This is a genomic window from Flavobacterium sp. LC2016-12 (assembly GCF_015351595.1).
Lineage (GTDB): Bacteria > Bacteroidota > Bacteroidia > Flavobacteriales > Flavobacteriaceae > Flavobacterium.
The window spans coordinates 392,605-408,310 of sequence record NZ_JADKPT010000002.1; the positions used below are offsets into that span (position 1 = coordinate 392,605).

Genomic DNA, 15,706 nt, shown 5'->3' on the forward strand with positions numbered 1-15,706 from the left:
GTATTAAGGTTGATTTGCGTGTGAGATTGCAAGTTGCTTACGATAAAATTTACGGAACAAACTCACTAAAACAAAAAGAAAAACAAAGAAAATTGGCAGCCAGATTTTAAAATTTCCGTTGACTGTTTTATTTTCATTTATATTCAAAGTTGTAGTAATATCTTTAATTGTTTTATCAAAACTTATAATTCTAAATCTATTTTTTCCTTGTTCTGTAACTAACTTTTGTTTCGTTTTTATAATGTCATTTAGCTGCAAATTCTCACTGTAATAAACCAGTTTATCGTTTTTAGTGCTGTTTTTTGCAGTACTCGAAAGTCCGTTTAAAACATTATCGATCTGAGCTATTATGGTATCATTTTGAGCGATTTCACGTTCCAGATTTTTATAACCTATTTTTTGAATTGAATTAAAATAAGCCGAATTATTCAAATATTTCAATAACGGCTCTACAACTTCTTTTTCGTTTACTAATCCGTTTGAAAGAAAAGAAATAGTGTGATAGGTGTAATTTTTGCTCGTAACATTATCCTCTAACACCTTTTTTACTTCACCAACCTCAGCCATTAATTTAATGAGTTCAAAGTTTTGTTCTTTATCTTCAATAAATTTATAAACATCTGCAATTGGTTTAATTTCAATTCTTCGAATTGCTTTTGGATCTGCAATTCCCACTGTATTTCTAATAAAATCTACATCTCCGGAAACAATTTTGGCCTGTATCAAATCGACTTTGGCATATAAATAATCAACACTCTCAAAATTTGGCGTTACCACAATCTGATTGTTATATGATTTTTTATTGGAATCTAAATAATATCCCAGTGCAGCTCCAAGCACCACCAAAACCAACACCACAATCCAGTTTCGAATAAAAAACTGAATTGCTCTAAAAATAGATCTGTTTACATGATCAAAAAAGCTGTTTATGCTTCTTGAAAGCTGAAAAATATCTATTTCCTGATCTGAATTTTGGGGTACTTTTGTACTCATTTATTTTTTATTTTACGTTGAAAATTTGTTCCAAAATTTTAATGGTAATCAAATAAGTTGGCTTTACACCAGTCGTTCCTAATCCGCCTGAAGCTAGTGTACTTCCTGTTTCCAAAGGATTATCAGAAGCATAATAAGCATAACGAACCTTAATATCGTGCGGAACACTTTTTCTAATTTTTGATGCTGACTGAATTGCTTTTTGATAATAAGAACCTTCCATTTCAAGACCAATTACACCCCAGGTTGATTCATGGAAAAATTTCAACAAATCTCTATTTTGCAACGATGTTCCTAAAACGGTAACCATCGCACCTTCAAAAACGGCAATGTCGTTTCCTTCAAACATAGCGCCTGTTAATTCATTTTCAAAGAAATAATTATCAGCTGTTCCTTCGTTGATATGAGCTGTCGGAATCATGATATCGCCTTTTCCGCCTTCCAAGATTCCGGCTTTTCCCATAATCGAAACCGATCGTACATTCAATAAAGTATCTTTTTTATACGGTTTCAAAAGCTCGTCTATTGTTTCATAGGCTTGTTCTCCAAACGCATAATCCATTACAATAATAACCGGTGCGGCTTCTTCAATAACCGCTTTTGGAAATCCGGTTTTTTCCCAGTCAATTTTGGCTGTGTCAAAAATCTGAACATCAATATTTGTTCCTGATGTATCTGGTAAAGAAATCATTCCGTTTTTTAATGCCAGTTCTTCGACAACACCTCTAATATCTTTGGCACCAGACTTACTTAATTCTTCATAAATAAAGAAATCTGATTTGTCTTTGAATTTCGTTTTCAATAACGGTGTTGCGAAAATCGAATTCATAACGCTGTGCATGTTTGCACTTATCACGTGAATCGGGCGTTTTAAAAGATTGTTAGTCTTTAAAACCTCCTTGATGTTCGTTGCCCAGATTTCACCGTGAATATGGTGTCCTAAACGCTCTCTTAAAACCGGACTGAACGTAATTGTTCTTTTATTGTTTTCGATAACTTCTTCAATCGCCAATTTTCCTAACCAATAAATCACATGAAGAAAACGATCCGGAGCATTTTCAGATCCGAAAGAATCGTAAATATCCAACACTTCTTCAAAAGTTCTTCCTAAAATATTGGCAACGTGCGAGATTGCTTTTTCTTTTTCTATTAAAGCCAGTTTTTTTGTTTGCGTTACCGCTTGCTCCAATTTCAGCCAATCGCGTGAAACCTCTCCTCCGTCATCTAATAAAACCCTGTTTTTAATTTTATGTGATTCGATAAAAATGAAAGTCAAATGCGTCAAAATATCGTAGATGTCAGAACGTCCACGTGTGATTTCAACATTCATTTGTTCTTCATCGATTCTGTAACAGTTTCTTCTTCTTTTTGGAGGAACAATCGCCTGAAAATGTGATTTAGAATATCCTTCGTCTGAAGTTAAATTGATAAAACGACATTGTTCAATTCCTATCGGAAGACGTTCTATAACGTACAAAAGACCATTTAGTTCTACTTTTTCTTCACCTATATTTCCGTAAATCTCAGGGCGTAATGCTAATAATGATTCGCGTAAACTGTCGCCTGAAACTCCCATTGGTTTATAAAAACCACGGTTGAATAAGTGGCGCATTGTGATGTACATTTTTTCAATAGCCGCAGATGATTCCTGTGCCCTTGATCTTGATATATGTTTGGTTTCTTTCATTCTATATTATTTTATAAACTCAAATTTAAGCAAATACAAGGCATACCTTGTATCTCCCACATAATTTTTTAAAAAATCATTTTTATTTACCTTCTCTTTTAAATTTATCTTTCGCCCAATTTTCCGGATTTGAAACAATATAATCAGAAATTCTTTGATAGTCATTATTGTTTCTAATGATATTGTCATAAAATAATTTTTGCCATTGATGTGGATATCCTAATCTATTAGCATGTTTGGTTACCGCAGATTTATATGAACCAACAATTGACGAAATGGTATTTTTACCAATATTTTGAAAACGTTGCGAACCTGGTTTTTGAATTGTTTCTGTGGGTAATAATGGTAACGCCGGTAACGGTGGTGATGACGGTAGAGACAGGGCATGCCCTGTCTCTACATGCCCTGTCTCAACATTATCAACATCTATATTATCCGATTGTTTATCAATAATCAAAATTCCGTGAATATGATTTGGCATGACCACAAAATCACCCAATTCAACGTTTTTATGGTGTATTGGAATTTGATGCCACAATATATCCGTAATAATACCGACTTCTGACAAAACCATTTTATCATTTTGAATTTCTCCAAAATAATGTTCTCTGTCTTGTGTACAAATTGTTATAAAATAGGCTCCATTCCAGCCATAATCCCACCATTGAGCTCTTATAGAAGAAGTACGGTATTTATTTTGAAACTTTCCCTGACTCATTAATTTTAATAACTCTGCATCCTATTCATAGGGATAATAAATAATTTAACCTTCGAAATATTTCGAAAGTTACTTCAAATTATCCGCAATCTTTCTATCATTAGATAACCTCGGCGTTTTATTCTGACCACCTAGTTTTCCCTGCGATTTCATATATTCCTGAAAACCATTTTTAGAAACTTTGGTTACTACCACTTTTCGTAAAACACTTCCTGTAATCAAATCATCGTAATAAATATTTTGCTTTCTCATAGAACTGTCAATTGCCTCAGCAAAAACTTCCATATTCTCCGGTTCGGTCTCGAATTCTACAAACCATTCATGATACGGTAATCCGCTTGACGGATTAATTTGTGGTGCTACTGTAAATTCGTTGATAACAATTTTGGTTCCTGCAGTGGCTTCTTTCATAGCATTTTCGACTTCATTCGCAATGACATGTTCTCCAAATGCAGAAATATAATGTTTGATTCGGCCTGAAACTATCACACGATGCGGAAACAAAGAAGTAAACTGCACTGTATCACCAATATTATAACGCCAAAGTCCCGCATTTGTCGAAATAATCAAAGCATAATTTACGCCAACCTCAACTTCTCCAATAGTATAACTTTTTGGATTTGGTTCGAAAAATTCATCTGCTTTAATAAACTCGTAGAAAATTCCAGAATTCAATAACAGCAGCATTCCTTTTGCTTTTTGAGAATCCTGATAAGCAAAAAATCCTTCTGAAGCCGGAAACAATTCGATACTATCGATTTTTCTGCCAATCATATTTTCGAACTTCGCACGATACGGCTCATAATTCACACCTCCGTAAATAAACAAATTAAAGTTCTTGAATAATTCGCTGATTTTTTTACCACCGCTTTTCTCTTGCAAACGCTCAAAATACATTTGAACCCAAGACGGAATTCCGGAAATTATCGTCATATCCTGCTCGATAGTTTCCTCAACAATCGCATCAATTTTGGTTTCCCAATCTTCAATACAATTGGTTTCCCAGGATGGCATTCGGTTTTTTTGGAGATATTTCGGAACGAAATGCGCCCCAATTCCGGAAAGTCTTCCAAATTTGATTCCGTATTTTTCAACTAGAATGGGACTTCCTTGAAGGAATATCATTTTTCCGTCCACAAAATCTGCATTTCCGGTTTCATATATATAATGAAGAATTGCATTTCTAGAAGCTTCAATATGAAACGGCATTGATTCTTTTGTCAGCGGAATATATTTTGCGCCCGAAGTTGTTCCTGAAGTTTTCGCAAAATAAAGCGGTTTTCCTTTCCACAAAATATTCTTTTCGCCCATTCGAACTTTGTCGATATAAGGCTTTAAGTCTTCATAATCACGAATCGGAACTCGTTTCTTGAAATCGTGAACTGTTTTTATTTTATCAAAATGATGATCAACTCCAAACTGAGTTTCTTTTGCGCTGTTTATTAAACCCTTAAAAACTTCTTGTTGTGTTTCTACCGGTTTATTAGCCCAAGCTTGCGTTTTATAATATATTTTGCTGGCAAATAATTTTGCTGCTACAGATTTAATCGACATTTTTTATACTATTATTTCTTGTCACTTTTGTTTTTACCAGGCGTTTTTTCGCCAGACTCCTTTTCTATTTTTGCCACAGATTCTCTTAATTTCATTTCTTCTTCAGTAGCTTTCATATTTACTTCTGAAGGTTCATCAACTTCTGCTAAAATCGAATCCTTATTGAATTTTGCATAGTCCAGTTCACCTCTTAAAACTTTCTGTATTCCATGAATATAAGCTTCATTTTTCCTTAAAGCAGTTTCTAGTGAATCTGATTTTATTGCCAATCTGGTTGCATCCCTTTTTAATTTAGAAGAAGAATATCCCGGAATAAATTCGCGCAAAGGCGTAAAAGCAATAATAAAAGTGGTAATTAAAATTAAGAATATACTTCCTAAAGACAACACAACGAAAACATTCATTAGATTGAGTTTGAGCGAAAACGTTTCTTCAAAAGTGTCTTCATTCAAAATTACCAGTCGGTTTTTAGTGAATAATTTTCTCCTGAAATTATGTTTCTTCTTAGTCATTTCGGTTCTTTATATGAGCAAATATAATAATTAATCGCCTTGTTGATGCCGACCAGATTTGAACGAATCTGCTTAATTTACTATTTTATAAAATATTTAACGTTGCTAACGCTAAATATTTTAATCCAAAAACACTTTTTGTTCGTATATTTCTATATACCTTTGCGGTACAATTAGAAAAATAATTTGCTTCGGCATTAAATATACAATCATGGGAAGATTAGGTCTTACAGAAATCCTTGTAATAGTAGGTATTGTGTTATTACTTTTTGGAGGTAAAAAAATTCCAGAATTAATGAAAGGTTTAGGAAGCGGAATTAAGGAATTTAAAAACGCTGCCAAAGATGACCAGCCTGCTGCTGCCAAAAAAGAAGAGGAAGAAGTAAAATAATAATTACAACTTTTAAAATTTAGAAATCCCAAATTACAATTGTTATGATTGTAATTTGGGATTTTTTTTTCTTATTTACATTTTGTTTTATTAAAAATAGCTGTTATTCTATCTAATACTGTATCTAGTTCAAATGTTTCGTTTTCGATCGCTTTACTAAGTTTTGGACAATCTGCAAATTCCTGCTTCGCCATTTTCTTCATCATTGCATCTGTTCCATAAGATTTAACTACATTTCCCATAGTATTGTAGCCAAAAACTAAATGATCGGTTCCTTTTTTTCCAAAATAAAAAGAAGAACTGGCTGATCTGAAAGTATTTCTTCTACTATCTCCTTTATCAAAGATTTTACCTATTTTATATTCTTTATTGTAAATAATATCAAACCAATATTTCTTTCTGGAATTTGAAAATTTTCCTGAAAAAACACCTGCACTTGTTAAATAAAGGTATTCCATAGTAAATATATTCCCTGATTCATTAGTGTATACTATTTTAATAACATCAGCACTTGCTATTTTTTCATTATCTGCATCTTCGTTTATTTTAAAAGTAACTTTAGAGTCATTCTCTTCAACAAGTTTTGCTAAACCAGTTTTATTGGTTCCATCTGCTAAATACAAAACTGCCTTAAGATATTTAGCCTGTCCTACGGTGGAGAATAATAACGTAATTAGAATCAAAATAATTTTTTTCATGGTATTTGGGGTTTTTAATTTCCCGCAAATATATACTAATAGGTAAGAATTAGTTTAACAAATTGAAGTGGAAAAGGTTTTTTTTTTACCTAATTTAACTTAACATATTTACAGCCAATTAGTTGTTATAATCTAAAACTTCACTTACAAAACCTGGATAGCTTTAAAATCAAAAATCCCAAACGGCAATTGTCGTTTGGGATTTTTTTTAAGACTTTTCTACTTGGTATTTAGGTATTTCTACAAAACCATCGTTAATTGAATTCTCTTCCTGTCTTCATCAACCTCAGTAACCTTCACATCAACATGCTGATGCAATTTTACAACCTCATTTACATCGCTTACAAAACCAGCTTTTAATTGAGAAATGTGAACCAATCCGCTTTCTTTGATTCCAATATCAACAAAACAGCCAAAGTTGGTAATGTTATTCACAATTCCCGGCAAAATCATTCCGGTTCTTAAATCTTTGATCGATTTTACATTCGCATCAAATTCAAAAACCTTCGCAGACTTTCTTGGGTCTAAACCAGGCTTTTCAAGCTCTTTAATGATGTCTTTTAGCGTAAGCAAACCAATTTCAGGTGTAATATAGTTTTCGGCTTTAATTAGCGCTGTTTTCTCTTTGTTTGCAATTAAGTCATTTACAGATAATTTCAGATCTTTTGCCATTTTCTCCACAACCGGATAAGCTTCCGGATGTACTGCCGAATTATCCAACGGATTTTTAGCATTCGAAATTCTGATAAAAGCCGCACCTTGCTGATACGCCTTATCGCCTAAGCGAGGCACTTTTTTCAACTGTTTTCTGTCTTCAAACGGACCATTTTCTGAACGATACTGCACAATGTTTTCCGCCAGCTTCTCTCCTATTCCACTCACATAACTTAGTAAATGCTTACTTGCGGTGTTGATATTGATTCCAACCGAGTTTACGCAGCGAATTACCGTATTATCTAATTCTTCTTTTAATTTGGTTTGATCAACATCGTGTTGGTACTGGCCTACGCCAATTGCTTTCGGGTCGATTTTAACCAATTCGGCCAAAGGATCTGAAAGTCGTCGCCCGATTGAGACCGATCCACGAACTGTAACATCATAATTAGGAAATTCTTCCCTTGCAATTTTTGAAGCCGAATAAACCGAAGCTCCAGCCTCTGAAACGATAAAAACCTGCAGCGGTTTATCAAATGCAATTTTTTTGATGAAGAATTCCGTTTCTCTTGAAGCTGTTCCATTTCCAATAGAAATTGCATCAATTTGATACGCATTTACCATTGAACGGATTTTCTTAATTGCCATTGCTTCCTCATTTTGAGGCGCATGCGGATAAATCGTTTCATTGTATAACAAATCACCTTTTTCATCCAGACAAACTACTTTACAACCGCTTCTAAAACCTGGATCGATCGCTAAAATTCGTTTTTCTCCCAACGGCGGAGCTAATAATAATTGCCCTAAATTGTTAGCAAAAACCTGAATTGAGTTAGCATCTGCTTTTGCTTTTGCTTCCTGCAAAGTCTCATTTCCAATTGCCGGATTCAATAAACGTTTATAACTGTCTTCAATCGCTAACTGCAAATGAGCTGTTGTGCTATTTTGTTTTTTAATGATAATTTCGTCAATAACATCATAAGCTTCATCCAAATCAACATCAACTTTCATCTTCACAAAACCTTCGTTTTCTGCACGAAGCATCGCTAATAAACGGTGCGATGGCGCTTTTGTCAAAGGTTCTTCCCAATCAAAATATTGACTGAATTTTTGCGCTCCTTCTTCTTCGGCTTTCTTTTTTACAACTTTAGTTCCGATAGTCGCTTTTCGCTGAAATAACCTTCTCAATTGCTTACGAACAAAAATATTCTCGTTGATCCATTCGGCCACAATATCTCTTGCGCCTTGCATGGCGGCTTCTTCGTTAATTACATTTTCATTGATATATTGCGTCGAAATAAAATCAACATCAACATTACTTTCCGACATTATAATTTTCGCTAATGGCTCTAAACCAAATTCGCGCGCCACATCGGCTTTTGTTTTTTTCTTCTTTTTGTAGGGAAGGTAAAAATCTTCAATTTCTTGTAAATCAAAACTTTGTTCAATTTTTTGTTTCAATTCTGGCGTAAGCGCTTTTTGTTCTTCAATTGATTTTAAAACGGCTTCTTTACGTTTTACAATCGTTTCATACTCTTTTTGAAGTTTGGCAATTAGCTCAATTTGAACTTCGTCAAGATTCCCGGTTGTATCTTTTCGGTAACGGGAAATAAACGGAATCGTACAATCTTCCTCTAATAGTTGAACGGTTTTTTGAATGTTAATTGGCGCCGTTTGAACAGTCTTGGCAATGAATTGAATATTAGTCATTCTTGTGTTATTTTAATCGCAAAGATGCAAAGTGTTTTGCAATGTTTGTAAAGATTTTGTGTTATTTGTTTTGGTTTAACATGGCCAAAAATAAACTAAATATTTAAAAAAAATTATTCTAGTTTCTTTTTATCCAGAGGGAGAAAATTTTCTCCCGTTACGACGCTTTTCCCTGTTTTGTCTTCCAAAGCTATTCGGGCATTTTTTGCAATTGCTCCTCCCTTTTTACTTGCTTTTGCATTTTCTAAAAGCCCTTTTGCCTCATCACTTTCGGCAATTTGTCTTGTAGAAAGTTCTGCCAAAGCTGCAAAAATTAATTCGGCTTCCGACATATGATCTCTTAAATTTTGAGATTTTAATCCTTTTACTTCTTTATGTTTCTTTACAGATAATCCAGTCCATTCCTGATGAATAATATTGGTAAGCAATGCAAATTCATCCTTTTTCTCTACTCCAGATTCCTTCCAATAATCTGTCAATTTATTACGTGTCTCCTGCCCTGTCATTCGTTGCTGAATCCATTTTTCACTACGACCTAGATTTTGCCAATTTTCTCGAGCTCGATCTAAACTTTGAGATGGATCTGCTAATTCCTGGATTCTTTCATAACCAACCTTCGCCAGCCATTGCTTAAAAGGCTCTGCTTTTGGGGAAGGAATAGATTGAATTAAACGTAATAATGTTTCAGTATCCGCAGTATCTGTCATTCTCATTTTTCCATCTTCAGCAATCATTTTGAATTGTCGACAAACTGTCGACAGTTCAAGCCCATCATCAGTTTTTACTCTAATTTTCATTTTATACCAATAATCTCTTGGATTGACGCTATCTGTTAAAATCTGAATAACATCAATTACCGAGAAATACCAAATTTCTTTCTCAGCATCATAATGACTTCTCACTTTCTTTTCTTCAAATAATTGCACTGGGCTCATAATTATTTAGGAATTATATTATTTAATTCTTTGTTTGAAATTAATAATTTCTTCTATACAGCCAAAATAATACCTTTGTTTCTAATTTTAAGCCAATGAAAGTTTTATTAGTGTCGTTTTTATTTATAAATATTGTTGTTTTTGTTCTCGCTGGATATGATAAACATCAAGCCCGAAAAAACAAACGAAGAATTCCGGAAAACACATTGTTTCTTCTTGAAGGCATCGGCGGATCAATTGGTTTATTGCTCGCCATGTTGTTCTTTAAACATAAAACGAGTAAAACCTCTTTTATTGTGAAGTTTTCGGGGATTTTTTTGATCCAGATTGTTTTAGTTTATCTAATACTAACTGATAAAATCTAAATACTTGACTATGTTTATATTAGTAAAAATAACATGTAAATTCAGTCAACGCACTGACTGAATTTACATTAATTTGATCAGCGAACTGACTGAATTAACGTTTTTATAAATCAAGAAACCGGATGAATTTTAAAAATCCGCCCGGTGTGTTTATTTTTATTGGTGCGAAGCACCCGATTTTTTTTACTTTTTACGAACAGGCGATTTTATTCACTCTGTTTTGGTGTCTTCCACCTTCAAATGCAGTTGTTAAAAAAGTTTCAACAATTTCTACTGCTTGCGGAACCGACGTAAAACGCGCTGGAATACTTACAATGTTGGCATCATTATGTAAACGTGTTAAATAAGCAATTTCTTTAGTCCAGCATAAACCAGCTCTTACTTTTGGATGTTTGTTCACTGTCATTGCAATTCCGTTTCCGCTTCCGCAGATAACAATTCCAAAATCAGCTTTTCCTTCAGATACATCATTCGCAACCGGATGCCCATAATCTGGATAATCAACAGAATCTTCAGAATCTGTTCCGTAATTCGTTACTTCATATCCTTTTGCTTTAAGCATGGCAACAATTGCTTTTTTATAATCTGGTCCTGCGTGGTCGTTTCCTATCGAAATTTTCATTGTAAATACTATTTAGTTGTGTATTGCAAATTTAACCAAACAATTACAAACATGTCTAAAAAGGAAATTAAATTTTTTCGCCACGAATTCACGAATTTTTAGTTTTATAAAATTCCTTAAGTCGTGGCGAAAAAACTGTTTAGTATATGCATTAAACTTTGTGACCTTTTTGACACAGATTAACACGTATATATAGATCCTAACTTTATTAACTTTGCGTAAAAACTTTGTGTTCTTTGTGGTAAAACACTCCCCATTTACAACAAGCTTTATATCAAAAACTTAGCGTTATTAACAATTTTACTATCTCTATAATTAGCTGAATATCAATTAGAAATAAACATATATTTTGTTAAAATTTTAGAATGTTAATACCAAAAGCTAATTCGTTGATATTCAGTTAACTTTAAATTAACATTATTTGTTAATAAGTTCAGATAGAAAATTAGAAGTTTTTTTTGGTCGTGTCATAAAAAAAACTAATCCAAAACCGGAATCAAAAAACCTAATAAAGTTTGAGGAATTTTTAGAAAAGTTATCAATATCAAAAATGCCATTTTCAACAAATATCAACATATGAACTTATCTACAAAATGAATCTATTTTTAGTTGTCAACCGTTGTTAATTAAAATATAAAAAGGCTTATAAATTAATCTTTTAGCTAAATATAAGTATGTTGATAACTATATATAAGTAAGCAAAACTTCATTTCAATACATTTAAAAATAAAATTATTGCACATATTAACAAGCTATAATAACAACCATAAATTAATTTAAATTAAATTTTTCTTTTTGTTGTATTTAATATATGTTGACAACTTTGAAAGTTTAAAAAGAAAAAATTTTTTTGAAATTGAAAAAATAGAAGTGTTTAAACGATTTTCAGCGGACTGTTGAGATTGTCCAGAATTTGCTGAACTTCTTCGAAATCGTTTGGATGAACTTTGAGTTTGATTCCACCCAATGCTGCCGAATACATTGGAGCCACAGAGAGCGTTATTTCGTTTTCAAAAAAATAAGGAATCTCTTCTTGTTCTAATAAGTGTTTCAGAACAACAGTTTCGTGCTGGTAATTGAATATGGCGATGGTTTTAAAGCTTTCCATACAAGGTCTTTTTATAAAGATACGAAAGTTATTTTTTTAATAATTTATTTGTTAAAATCTATAATCTGATATCTTATTTGTAATTTTAACTTTTTAAGAAAAGATATATGAGTAAGAAAATTAGAAAGCCGATAAAAAATGAGAAAGATTTCTCTAGTAAGATAGTAAAAATTTTATCGCAAAGCCCAAATAAAGCATTCAACTACAAACAAATAGGAGCAAAACTTGAACTTGACGATACAAAAAGCAGAAATCAGATTATAAAAGATTTAAAAATTCTCGCTGCTTCAAAGAAAATTATAGAAACGGAACCTGGTAAATATTTAGTAAAAGCCGAAAGTCAGGATTATTACGAAGGAACAATTGATATGACGAGCAGAAAAACAGCTTATTTTATTTGTCCTGATTTTAGTGAAGACGTTTTTATTCCGACTAATAATTTAAATCGTGCATTAGACAAAGACAAAGTAAAAGTTTATGTTTATAACAGAAGAAAAGGGAAAAGACCTGAAGGAGAAGTAATTGAAGTAATTGAAAGAAATAAAACAGAGTTTGTTGGTGTAATAGATATTCAGGCCAATTTTGCTTTTGTATCGACAGCAAATCCTAAAATGTATACGGATATTTTTATTCCGAAAGATAAAATTGGAGAAGCAGAAAACGGTGATGTTGTATTGGTTACGATTGAAGATTGGCCTAAAAGAGCTGATAGTCCGTTTGGATCTGTGATTAAAGTTTTAGGAAAACCTGGAGAACATAATACAGAGATTCATGCTATTTTAGCTGAATATGGTTTACCGGCAGATTTTCCGGTAGAAGTAGAGGTTTTTGCACAAAAGATTGATACTTCGATTCAGGAATCTGAAATTGCAAAACGTCGTGATATGCGTGATACGCTTACGTTCACGATCGATCCAAAAGATGCAAAAGATTTTGATGATGCCTTGTCTTTCAAAAAGTTAGAAAATGGAAATTACGAAATTGGTATTCATATTGCTGATGTTTCTTATTATTTAGAAGAAGGAACAATCCTGGATGATGAAGCGTATCAAAGAGCAACTTCGGTTTATTTGGTAGATAGAGTAGTGCCAATGCTTCCCGAAGTTTTATCTAATTTTGCGTGTTCATTGCGTCCAAATGAAGAGAAATATACGTTTTCTGCCATATTTGAAGTTTCTGAAACATCGCAGGTTATCAATCAATGGTTTGGAAGAACAGTAATTTATTCAGATCAGCGATTTGCTTATGAAGAAGCACAATATATCATTGAAACAAAAGACAATACAATTCCGGTTGATATTTCAATTACCGGAGAATCTTACGTTGTTTCAGATGAAATTGTGGAAGCAACTTTAAAATTAGATGAATTAGCTAAGATTTTAAGAAAGAAAAGAATGGCCAATGGTGCAATTTCTTTTGATAAAGTTGAAGTAAAATTCAATTTAGATGCAGAGGGAGAACCAGAAGGAGTATACTTCAAAGTCTCAAAAGATGCCAATCATCTTATTGAAGAGTTCATGCTTTTAGCCAATAGAAAAGTGGCTGAATACATTGGAAAACAAAAGAAAACATTTGTTTACAGGATTCACGATGAACCAAATGAAGATAAATTGATTGCGATGCAAACCGTAATTGCTAAATTTGGTTATAAAATTGATTTCAGAAATAAAGGTGATATTTCAAAATCATTGAATGCTTTGATGGAAGAAGTGAATGGTAAAAAAGAACAAAACTTAATTGATACTCTTGCCATTAGAAGTATGAGTAAAGCCAAATATTCAACAGAAAATATTGGTCATTATGGTTTAGCTTTTGATTATTACAGCCATTTTACTTCGCCAATTCGTCGTTATCCTGACGTTATGGTACATCGTTTGCTGCAATTTTATTTAGATGGAGGAGCTTCTGTAAACGAAGAAATTTACGAAACAAAGTGTTTACATTGTTCCAATATGGAAAGTTTAGCAACAAATGCTGAACGTGACAGTATCAAATACATGCAGGTTAAATACATGCAGGATCATCAGGACGAAGAATTTTTGGGCGTTATTTCAGGAGTTACAGAATGGGGAATTTATGTTGAAATTGTTTCAAATAAATGCGAAGGAATGGTGAGAATCAGAGAAATAAAAGATGATTATTATACTTTCGATGAAAAACAGTATGCCTTGGTTGGAGCGACTTCAAACAGCATATTACAATTAGGAGATGAAATTTATGTTAAAGTAAAAAATGCCGATTTAGTTAAAAAACAACTGGATTTTCATTTTTTGCGACGAGCAGAATAGTTATTAAATTAAAATAGAGAGATATGAAAAAGTTATTAATTGGTGTTGCAATTTTATTTGTACAAATGTCATTTGCACAGGTAACGAAAGAAGTAGGAGATTTTGATGAAGTAAAAGTTTTTGATAAACTTCATGTTAAATTAGTAGCGTCTTCAGACAATAAAGTAGTCATTAAAGGAGCTCGTGAATCAGAAGTAGAGGTTATCAACAAAAAAGGGACCTTAAAAATAAGAATGACTATATCTAAACCATTAGCTGGAGATGAGCTGGATATTACATTGTACTACAAACACTTAGAACTTATTGATGTTAACGAAGGTGCTCTCGTTACAGGTACAGAAGCTATAAAAGCAACTTCATTTAAAGTAAGTGCACAGGAAGGTGGTAAAATTAATGTAGATTTGGATGTTGATAAACTAAAAGTGAGCTCAGTTTCAGGAGGAGAAATTACCTTGACTGGTAAAGCTTCAAACCAGGATGCAAGTCTGGGCGCTGGTGGTTTTTTATTAGCTAGCAAATTAGTTACCTCTCAAACTACAGTAAGCGTTTCTGCGGGCGGAAAAGCAGATGTGAATGCTACTACGCTTGTTGATGCAAAAGTAAGCGCAGGAGGCTCTATTTACATTTACGGAAAACCTAGACAAATTAATCAAAAAACGGTTTTTGGAGGTAAAATCGAAGAAGTGAAATAATAATTCTATTTGAATGATAAATGATATTTTGGCTGGACTGCCATGGGGACTTTTTTTAAGTTTTATGGTAGGTCCAGTATTTTTTATATTACTTGAAACCAGTATTACAAAAGGATTCAGAGCTGCAATAGTCTTTGATTTTGGTGTAGTATTAGGTGATATTTTTTTTATAGCCATTGCGTATTTAGGAAGTTACAGACTAATTCAGAGTTTAAAAGATAAGCCGGCACTCTTTATTTTTGGTGGAATTATTATGCTCGCGTATGGTTTAATTTCATTTGTAAGATTAAAGAAAGAAGAAAAAATAAACGATGAAGAAATTGATCGTGATATCATCAAAAGAAACTACGGAAGTTTGTTTGTGAAAGGTTTTTTACTGAACGTTATTAACATTGGAGTATTAGGATTTTGGTTAGCAGTTATCATTTCTGTCGGACCAAAATTAGAGATGCAAAACTCCAGAATGATTACTTTTTTTACATCAGTTATTATAACTTATTTATTGGTTGATTGTCTTAAAATAGTATTAGCCAAACAATTAAAGTCTAAAATGACACCCAATAATATTCTTAAAATAAAGAAGATTATCAGTATTGTTTTAATGGTTTTTGGATTTGCTCTAATGATTCAGGGCTGGTTTCCAAAAGAAAAAGAAATGGTTAGAAATGCTTTTGAGAAGATTGAGAAGTAGTAGTTAATAACTAGAAAATATAAAATTTAACCTCTGAATTTCAGAGGTTTTTTTATTTTTATAAGTTACATTTTAACCTCTGGTGACA

General features: G+C 32.7%; 15 protein-coding genes. 5 read left to right on the forward strand and 10 right to left on the reverse strand.

The features are described 5' to 3' along the window. Positions 1-3 precede the first annotated feature (3 nt). From IRZ99_RS06125 to IRZ99_RS06145, 5 genes are all read right to left on the reverse strand, one after another. Positions 4-993 carry a hypothetical protein gene (locus IRZ99_RS06125; RefSeq protein ID WP_194656413.1) on the reverse strand — a complete coding sequence of 330 codons (990 nt, stop codon included), beginning with the start codon at positions 991-993 and terminating at the stop codon, positions 4-6. 7 nt (positions 994-1,000) lie between these two features. Beyond that, complete coding sequence (locus tag IRZ99_RS06130) at positions 1,001-2,680, reverse strand: hypothetical protein (protein WP_194656414.1); 1,680 nt, start codon at positions 2,678-2,680, stop codon at positions 1,001-1,003. 82 nt (positions 2,681-2,762) lie between these two features. Then, positions 2,763-3,398 (reverse strand): transposase, encoded by a 636-nt coding sequence (locus IRZ99_RS06135; RefSeq protein ID WP_194656415.1) that lies wholly within the window; start codon positions 3,396-3,398, stop codon positions 2,763-2,765. Positions 3,399-3,467: 69 nt separating this feature from the next. Next, the gene (locus tag IRZ99_RS06140; protein WP_194656416.1) at positions 3,468-4,952 is read right to left on the reverse strand and encodes a GH3 auxin-responsive promoter family protein; all 1,485 of its coding nucleotides are present in this window, start codon (positions 4,950-4,952) and stop codon (positions 3,468-3,470) included. Positions 4,953-4,963: 11 nt separating this feature from the next. Then, positions 4,964-5,464 carry a peptidase gene (locus IRZ99_RS06145; RefSeq protein WP_194656417.1) on the reverse strand — a complete coding sequence of 167 codons (501 nt, stop codon included), beginning with the start codon at positions 5,462-5,464 and terminating at the stop codon, positions 4,964-4,966. A gap of 211 nt (positions 5,465-5,675) precedes the next feature. On the opposite strand from IRZ99_RS06145, the gene IRZ99_RS06150 reads away from it, so the two are divergent. Then, positions 5,676-5,855: a twin-arginine translocase TatA/TatE family subunit gene (locus IRZ99_RS06150; RefSeq protein WP_194656418.1), complete on the forward strand. Its 180-nt coding sequence runs from the start codon at positions 5,676-5,678 to the stop codon at positions 5,853-5,855. Positions 5,856-5,926: 71 nt separating this feature from the next. On the opposite strand, the gene IRZ99_RS06155 is transcribed toward IRZ99_RS06150, so the two are convergent. From IRZ99_RS06155 to IRZ99_RS06165, 3 genes are all read right to left on the reverse strand, one after another. Further along, positions 5,927-6,553 (reverse strand): hypothetical protein, encoded by a 627-nt coding sequence (locus IRZ99_RS06155; RefSeq protein WP_194656419.1) that lies wholly within the window; start codon positions 6,551-6,553, stop codon positions 5,927-5,929. A 240-nt stretch (positions 6,554-6,793) separates the two neighbouring features. After that, a complete protein-coding gene (locus IRZ99_RS06160) occupies positions 6,794-8,917 on the reverse strand; it encodes a Tex family protein (protein WP_194656420.1) in 2,124 nt (707 codons plus the stop codon). Between the two features lie 113 nt (positions 8,918-9,030). Further along, positions 9,031-9,852: a BRO family protein gene (locus tag IRZ99_RS06165; RefSeq protein ID WP_194656421.1), complete on the reverse strand. Its 822-nt coding sequence runs from the start codon at positions 9,850-9,852 to the stop codon at positions 9,031-9,033. Positions 9,853-9,947: 95 nt separating this feature from the next. On the opposite strand from IRZ99_RS06165, the gene IRZ99_RS06170 reads away from it, so the two are divergent. Further along, positions 9,948-10,217, forward strand: coding sequence for a DUF1294 domain-containing protein (locus IRZ99_RS06170; RefSeq protein ID WP_194656422.1), 270 nt, complete (start codon positions 9,948-9,950; stop codon positions 10,215-10,217). 190 nt (positions 10,218-10,407) lie between these two features. On the opposite strand, the gene rpiB is transcribed toward IRZ99_RS06170, so the two are convergent. Both rpiB and IRZ99_RS06180 read right to left on the reverse strand, forming a co-directional pair. Then, on the reverse strand, positions 10,408-10,839 hold the full coding sequence (gene rpiB, locus IRZ99_RS06175; protein ID WP_194656423.1) for a ribose 5-phosphate isomerase B: 432 nt from the start codon (positions 10,837-10,839) through the stop codon (positions 10,408-10,410). A gap of 874 nt (positions 10,840-11,713) precedes the next feature. Continuing rightward, entirely contained in the window at positions 11,714-11,947 is a 234-nt protein-coding gene (locus IRZ99_RS06180) for a DUF2007 domain-containing protein (protein ID WP_194656424.1), read from the reverse strand. Positions 11,948-12,054: 107 nt separating this feature from the next. On the opposite strand from IRZ99_RS06180, the gene rnr reads away from it, so the two are divergent. The 3 genes from rnr to IRZ99_RS06195 are packed head-to-tail and all read left to right on the forward strand — an operon-like array spanning position 12,055 to position 15,618. Continuing rightward, positions 12,055-14,235, forward strand: a complete 2,181-nt coding sequence (rnr, locus tag IRZ99_RS06185) for a ribonuclease R (RefSeq protein ID WP_194656425.1) — start codon at positions 12,055-12,057, stop codon at positions 14,233-14,235. Between the two features lie 23 nt (positions 14,236-14,258). Then, positions 14,259-14,927, forward strand: a complete 669-nt coding sequence (locus IRZ99_RS06190; protein WP_194656426.1) for a head GIN domain-containing protein — start codon at positions 14,259-14,261, stop codon at positions 14,925-14,927. Between the two features lie 13 nt (positions 14,928-14,940). Further along, complete coding sequence (locus IRZ99_RS06195; RefSeq protein WP_194656427.1) at positions 14,941-15,618, forward strand: LysE family translocator; 678 nt, start codon at positions 14,941-14,943, stop codon at positions 15,616-15,618. Positions 15,619-15,706 lie beyond the last annotated feature (88 nt).

Excerpts from the sequence above, each read along its gene's own strand:
- IRZ99_RS06125 (WP_194656413.1), bottom strand. The coding sequence starts at position 993 with ATGAGTACAAAAGTACCCCAAAATTCAGATCAGGAAATAGATATTTTT.
- IRZ99_RS06130 (WP_194656414.1), bottom strand. The coding sequence starts at position 2,680 with ATGAAAGAAACCAAACATATATCAAGATCAAGGGCACAGGAATCATCT.
- IRZ99_RS06135 (WP_194656415.1), bottom strand. The coding sequence starts at position 3,398 with ATGAGTCAGGGAAAGTTTCAAAATAAATACCGTACTTCTTCTATAAGA.
- IRZ99_RS06140 (WP_194656416.1), bottom strand. The coding sequence starts at position 4,952 with ATGTCGATTAAATCTGTAGCAGCAAAATTATTTGCCAGCAAAATATAT.
- IRZ99_RS06145 (WP_194656417.1), bottom strand. The coding sequence starts at position 5,464 with ATGACTAAGAAGAAACATAATTTCAGGAGAAAATTATTCACTAAAAAC.
- IRZ99_RS06150 (WP_194656418.1), top strand. The coding sequence starts at position 5,676 with ATGGGAAGATTAGGTCTTACAGAAATCCTTGTAATAGTAGGTATTGTG.
- IRZ99_RS06155 (WP_194656419.1), bottom strand. The coding sequence starts at position 6,553 with ATGAAAAAAATTATTTTGATTCTAATTACGTTATTATTCTCCACCGTA.
- IRZ99_RS06160 (WP_194656420.1), bottom strand. The coding sequence starts at position 8,917 with ATGACTAATATTCAATTCATTGCCAAGACTGTTCAAACGGCGCCAATT.
- IRZ99_RS06165 (WP_194656421.1), bottom strand. The coding sequence starts at position 9,852 with ATGAGCCCAGTGCAATTATTTGAAGAAAAGAAAGTGAGAAGTCATTAT.
- IRZ99_RS06170 (WP_194656422.1), top strand. The coding sequence starts at position 9,948 with ATGAAAGTTTTATTAGTGTCGTTTTTATTTATAAATATTGTTGTTTTT.
- rpiB (WP_194656423.1), bottom strand. The coding sequence starts at position 10,839 with ATGAAAATTTCGATAGGAAACGACCACGCAGGACCAGATTATAAAAAA.
- IRZ99_RS06180 (WP_194656424.1), bottom strand. The coding sequence starts at position 11,947 with ATGGAAAGCTTTAAAACCATCGCCATATTCAATTACCAGCACGAAACT.
- rnr (WP_194656425.1), top strand. The coding sequence starts at position 12,055 with ATGAGTAAGAAAATTAGAAAGCCGATAAAAAATGAGAAAGATTTCTCT.
- IRZ99_RS06190 (WP_194656426.1), top strand. The coding sequence starts at position 14,259 with ATGAAAAAGTTATTAATTGGTGTTGCAATTTTATTTGTACAAATGTCA.
- IRZ99_RS06195 (WP_194656427.1), top strand. The coding sequence starts at position 14,941 with ATGATAAATGATATTTTGGCTGGACTGCCATGGGGACTTTTTTTAAGT.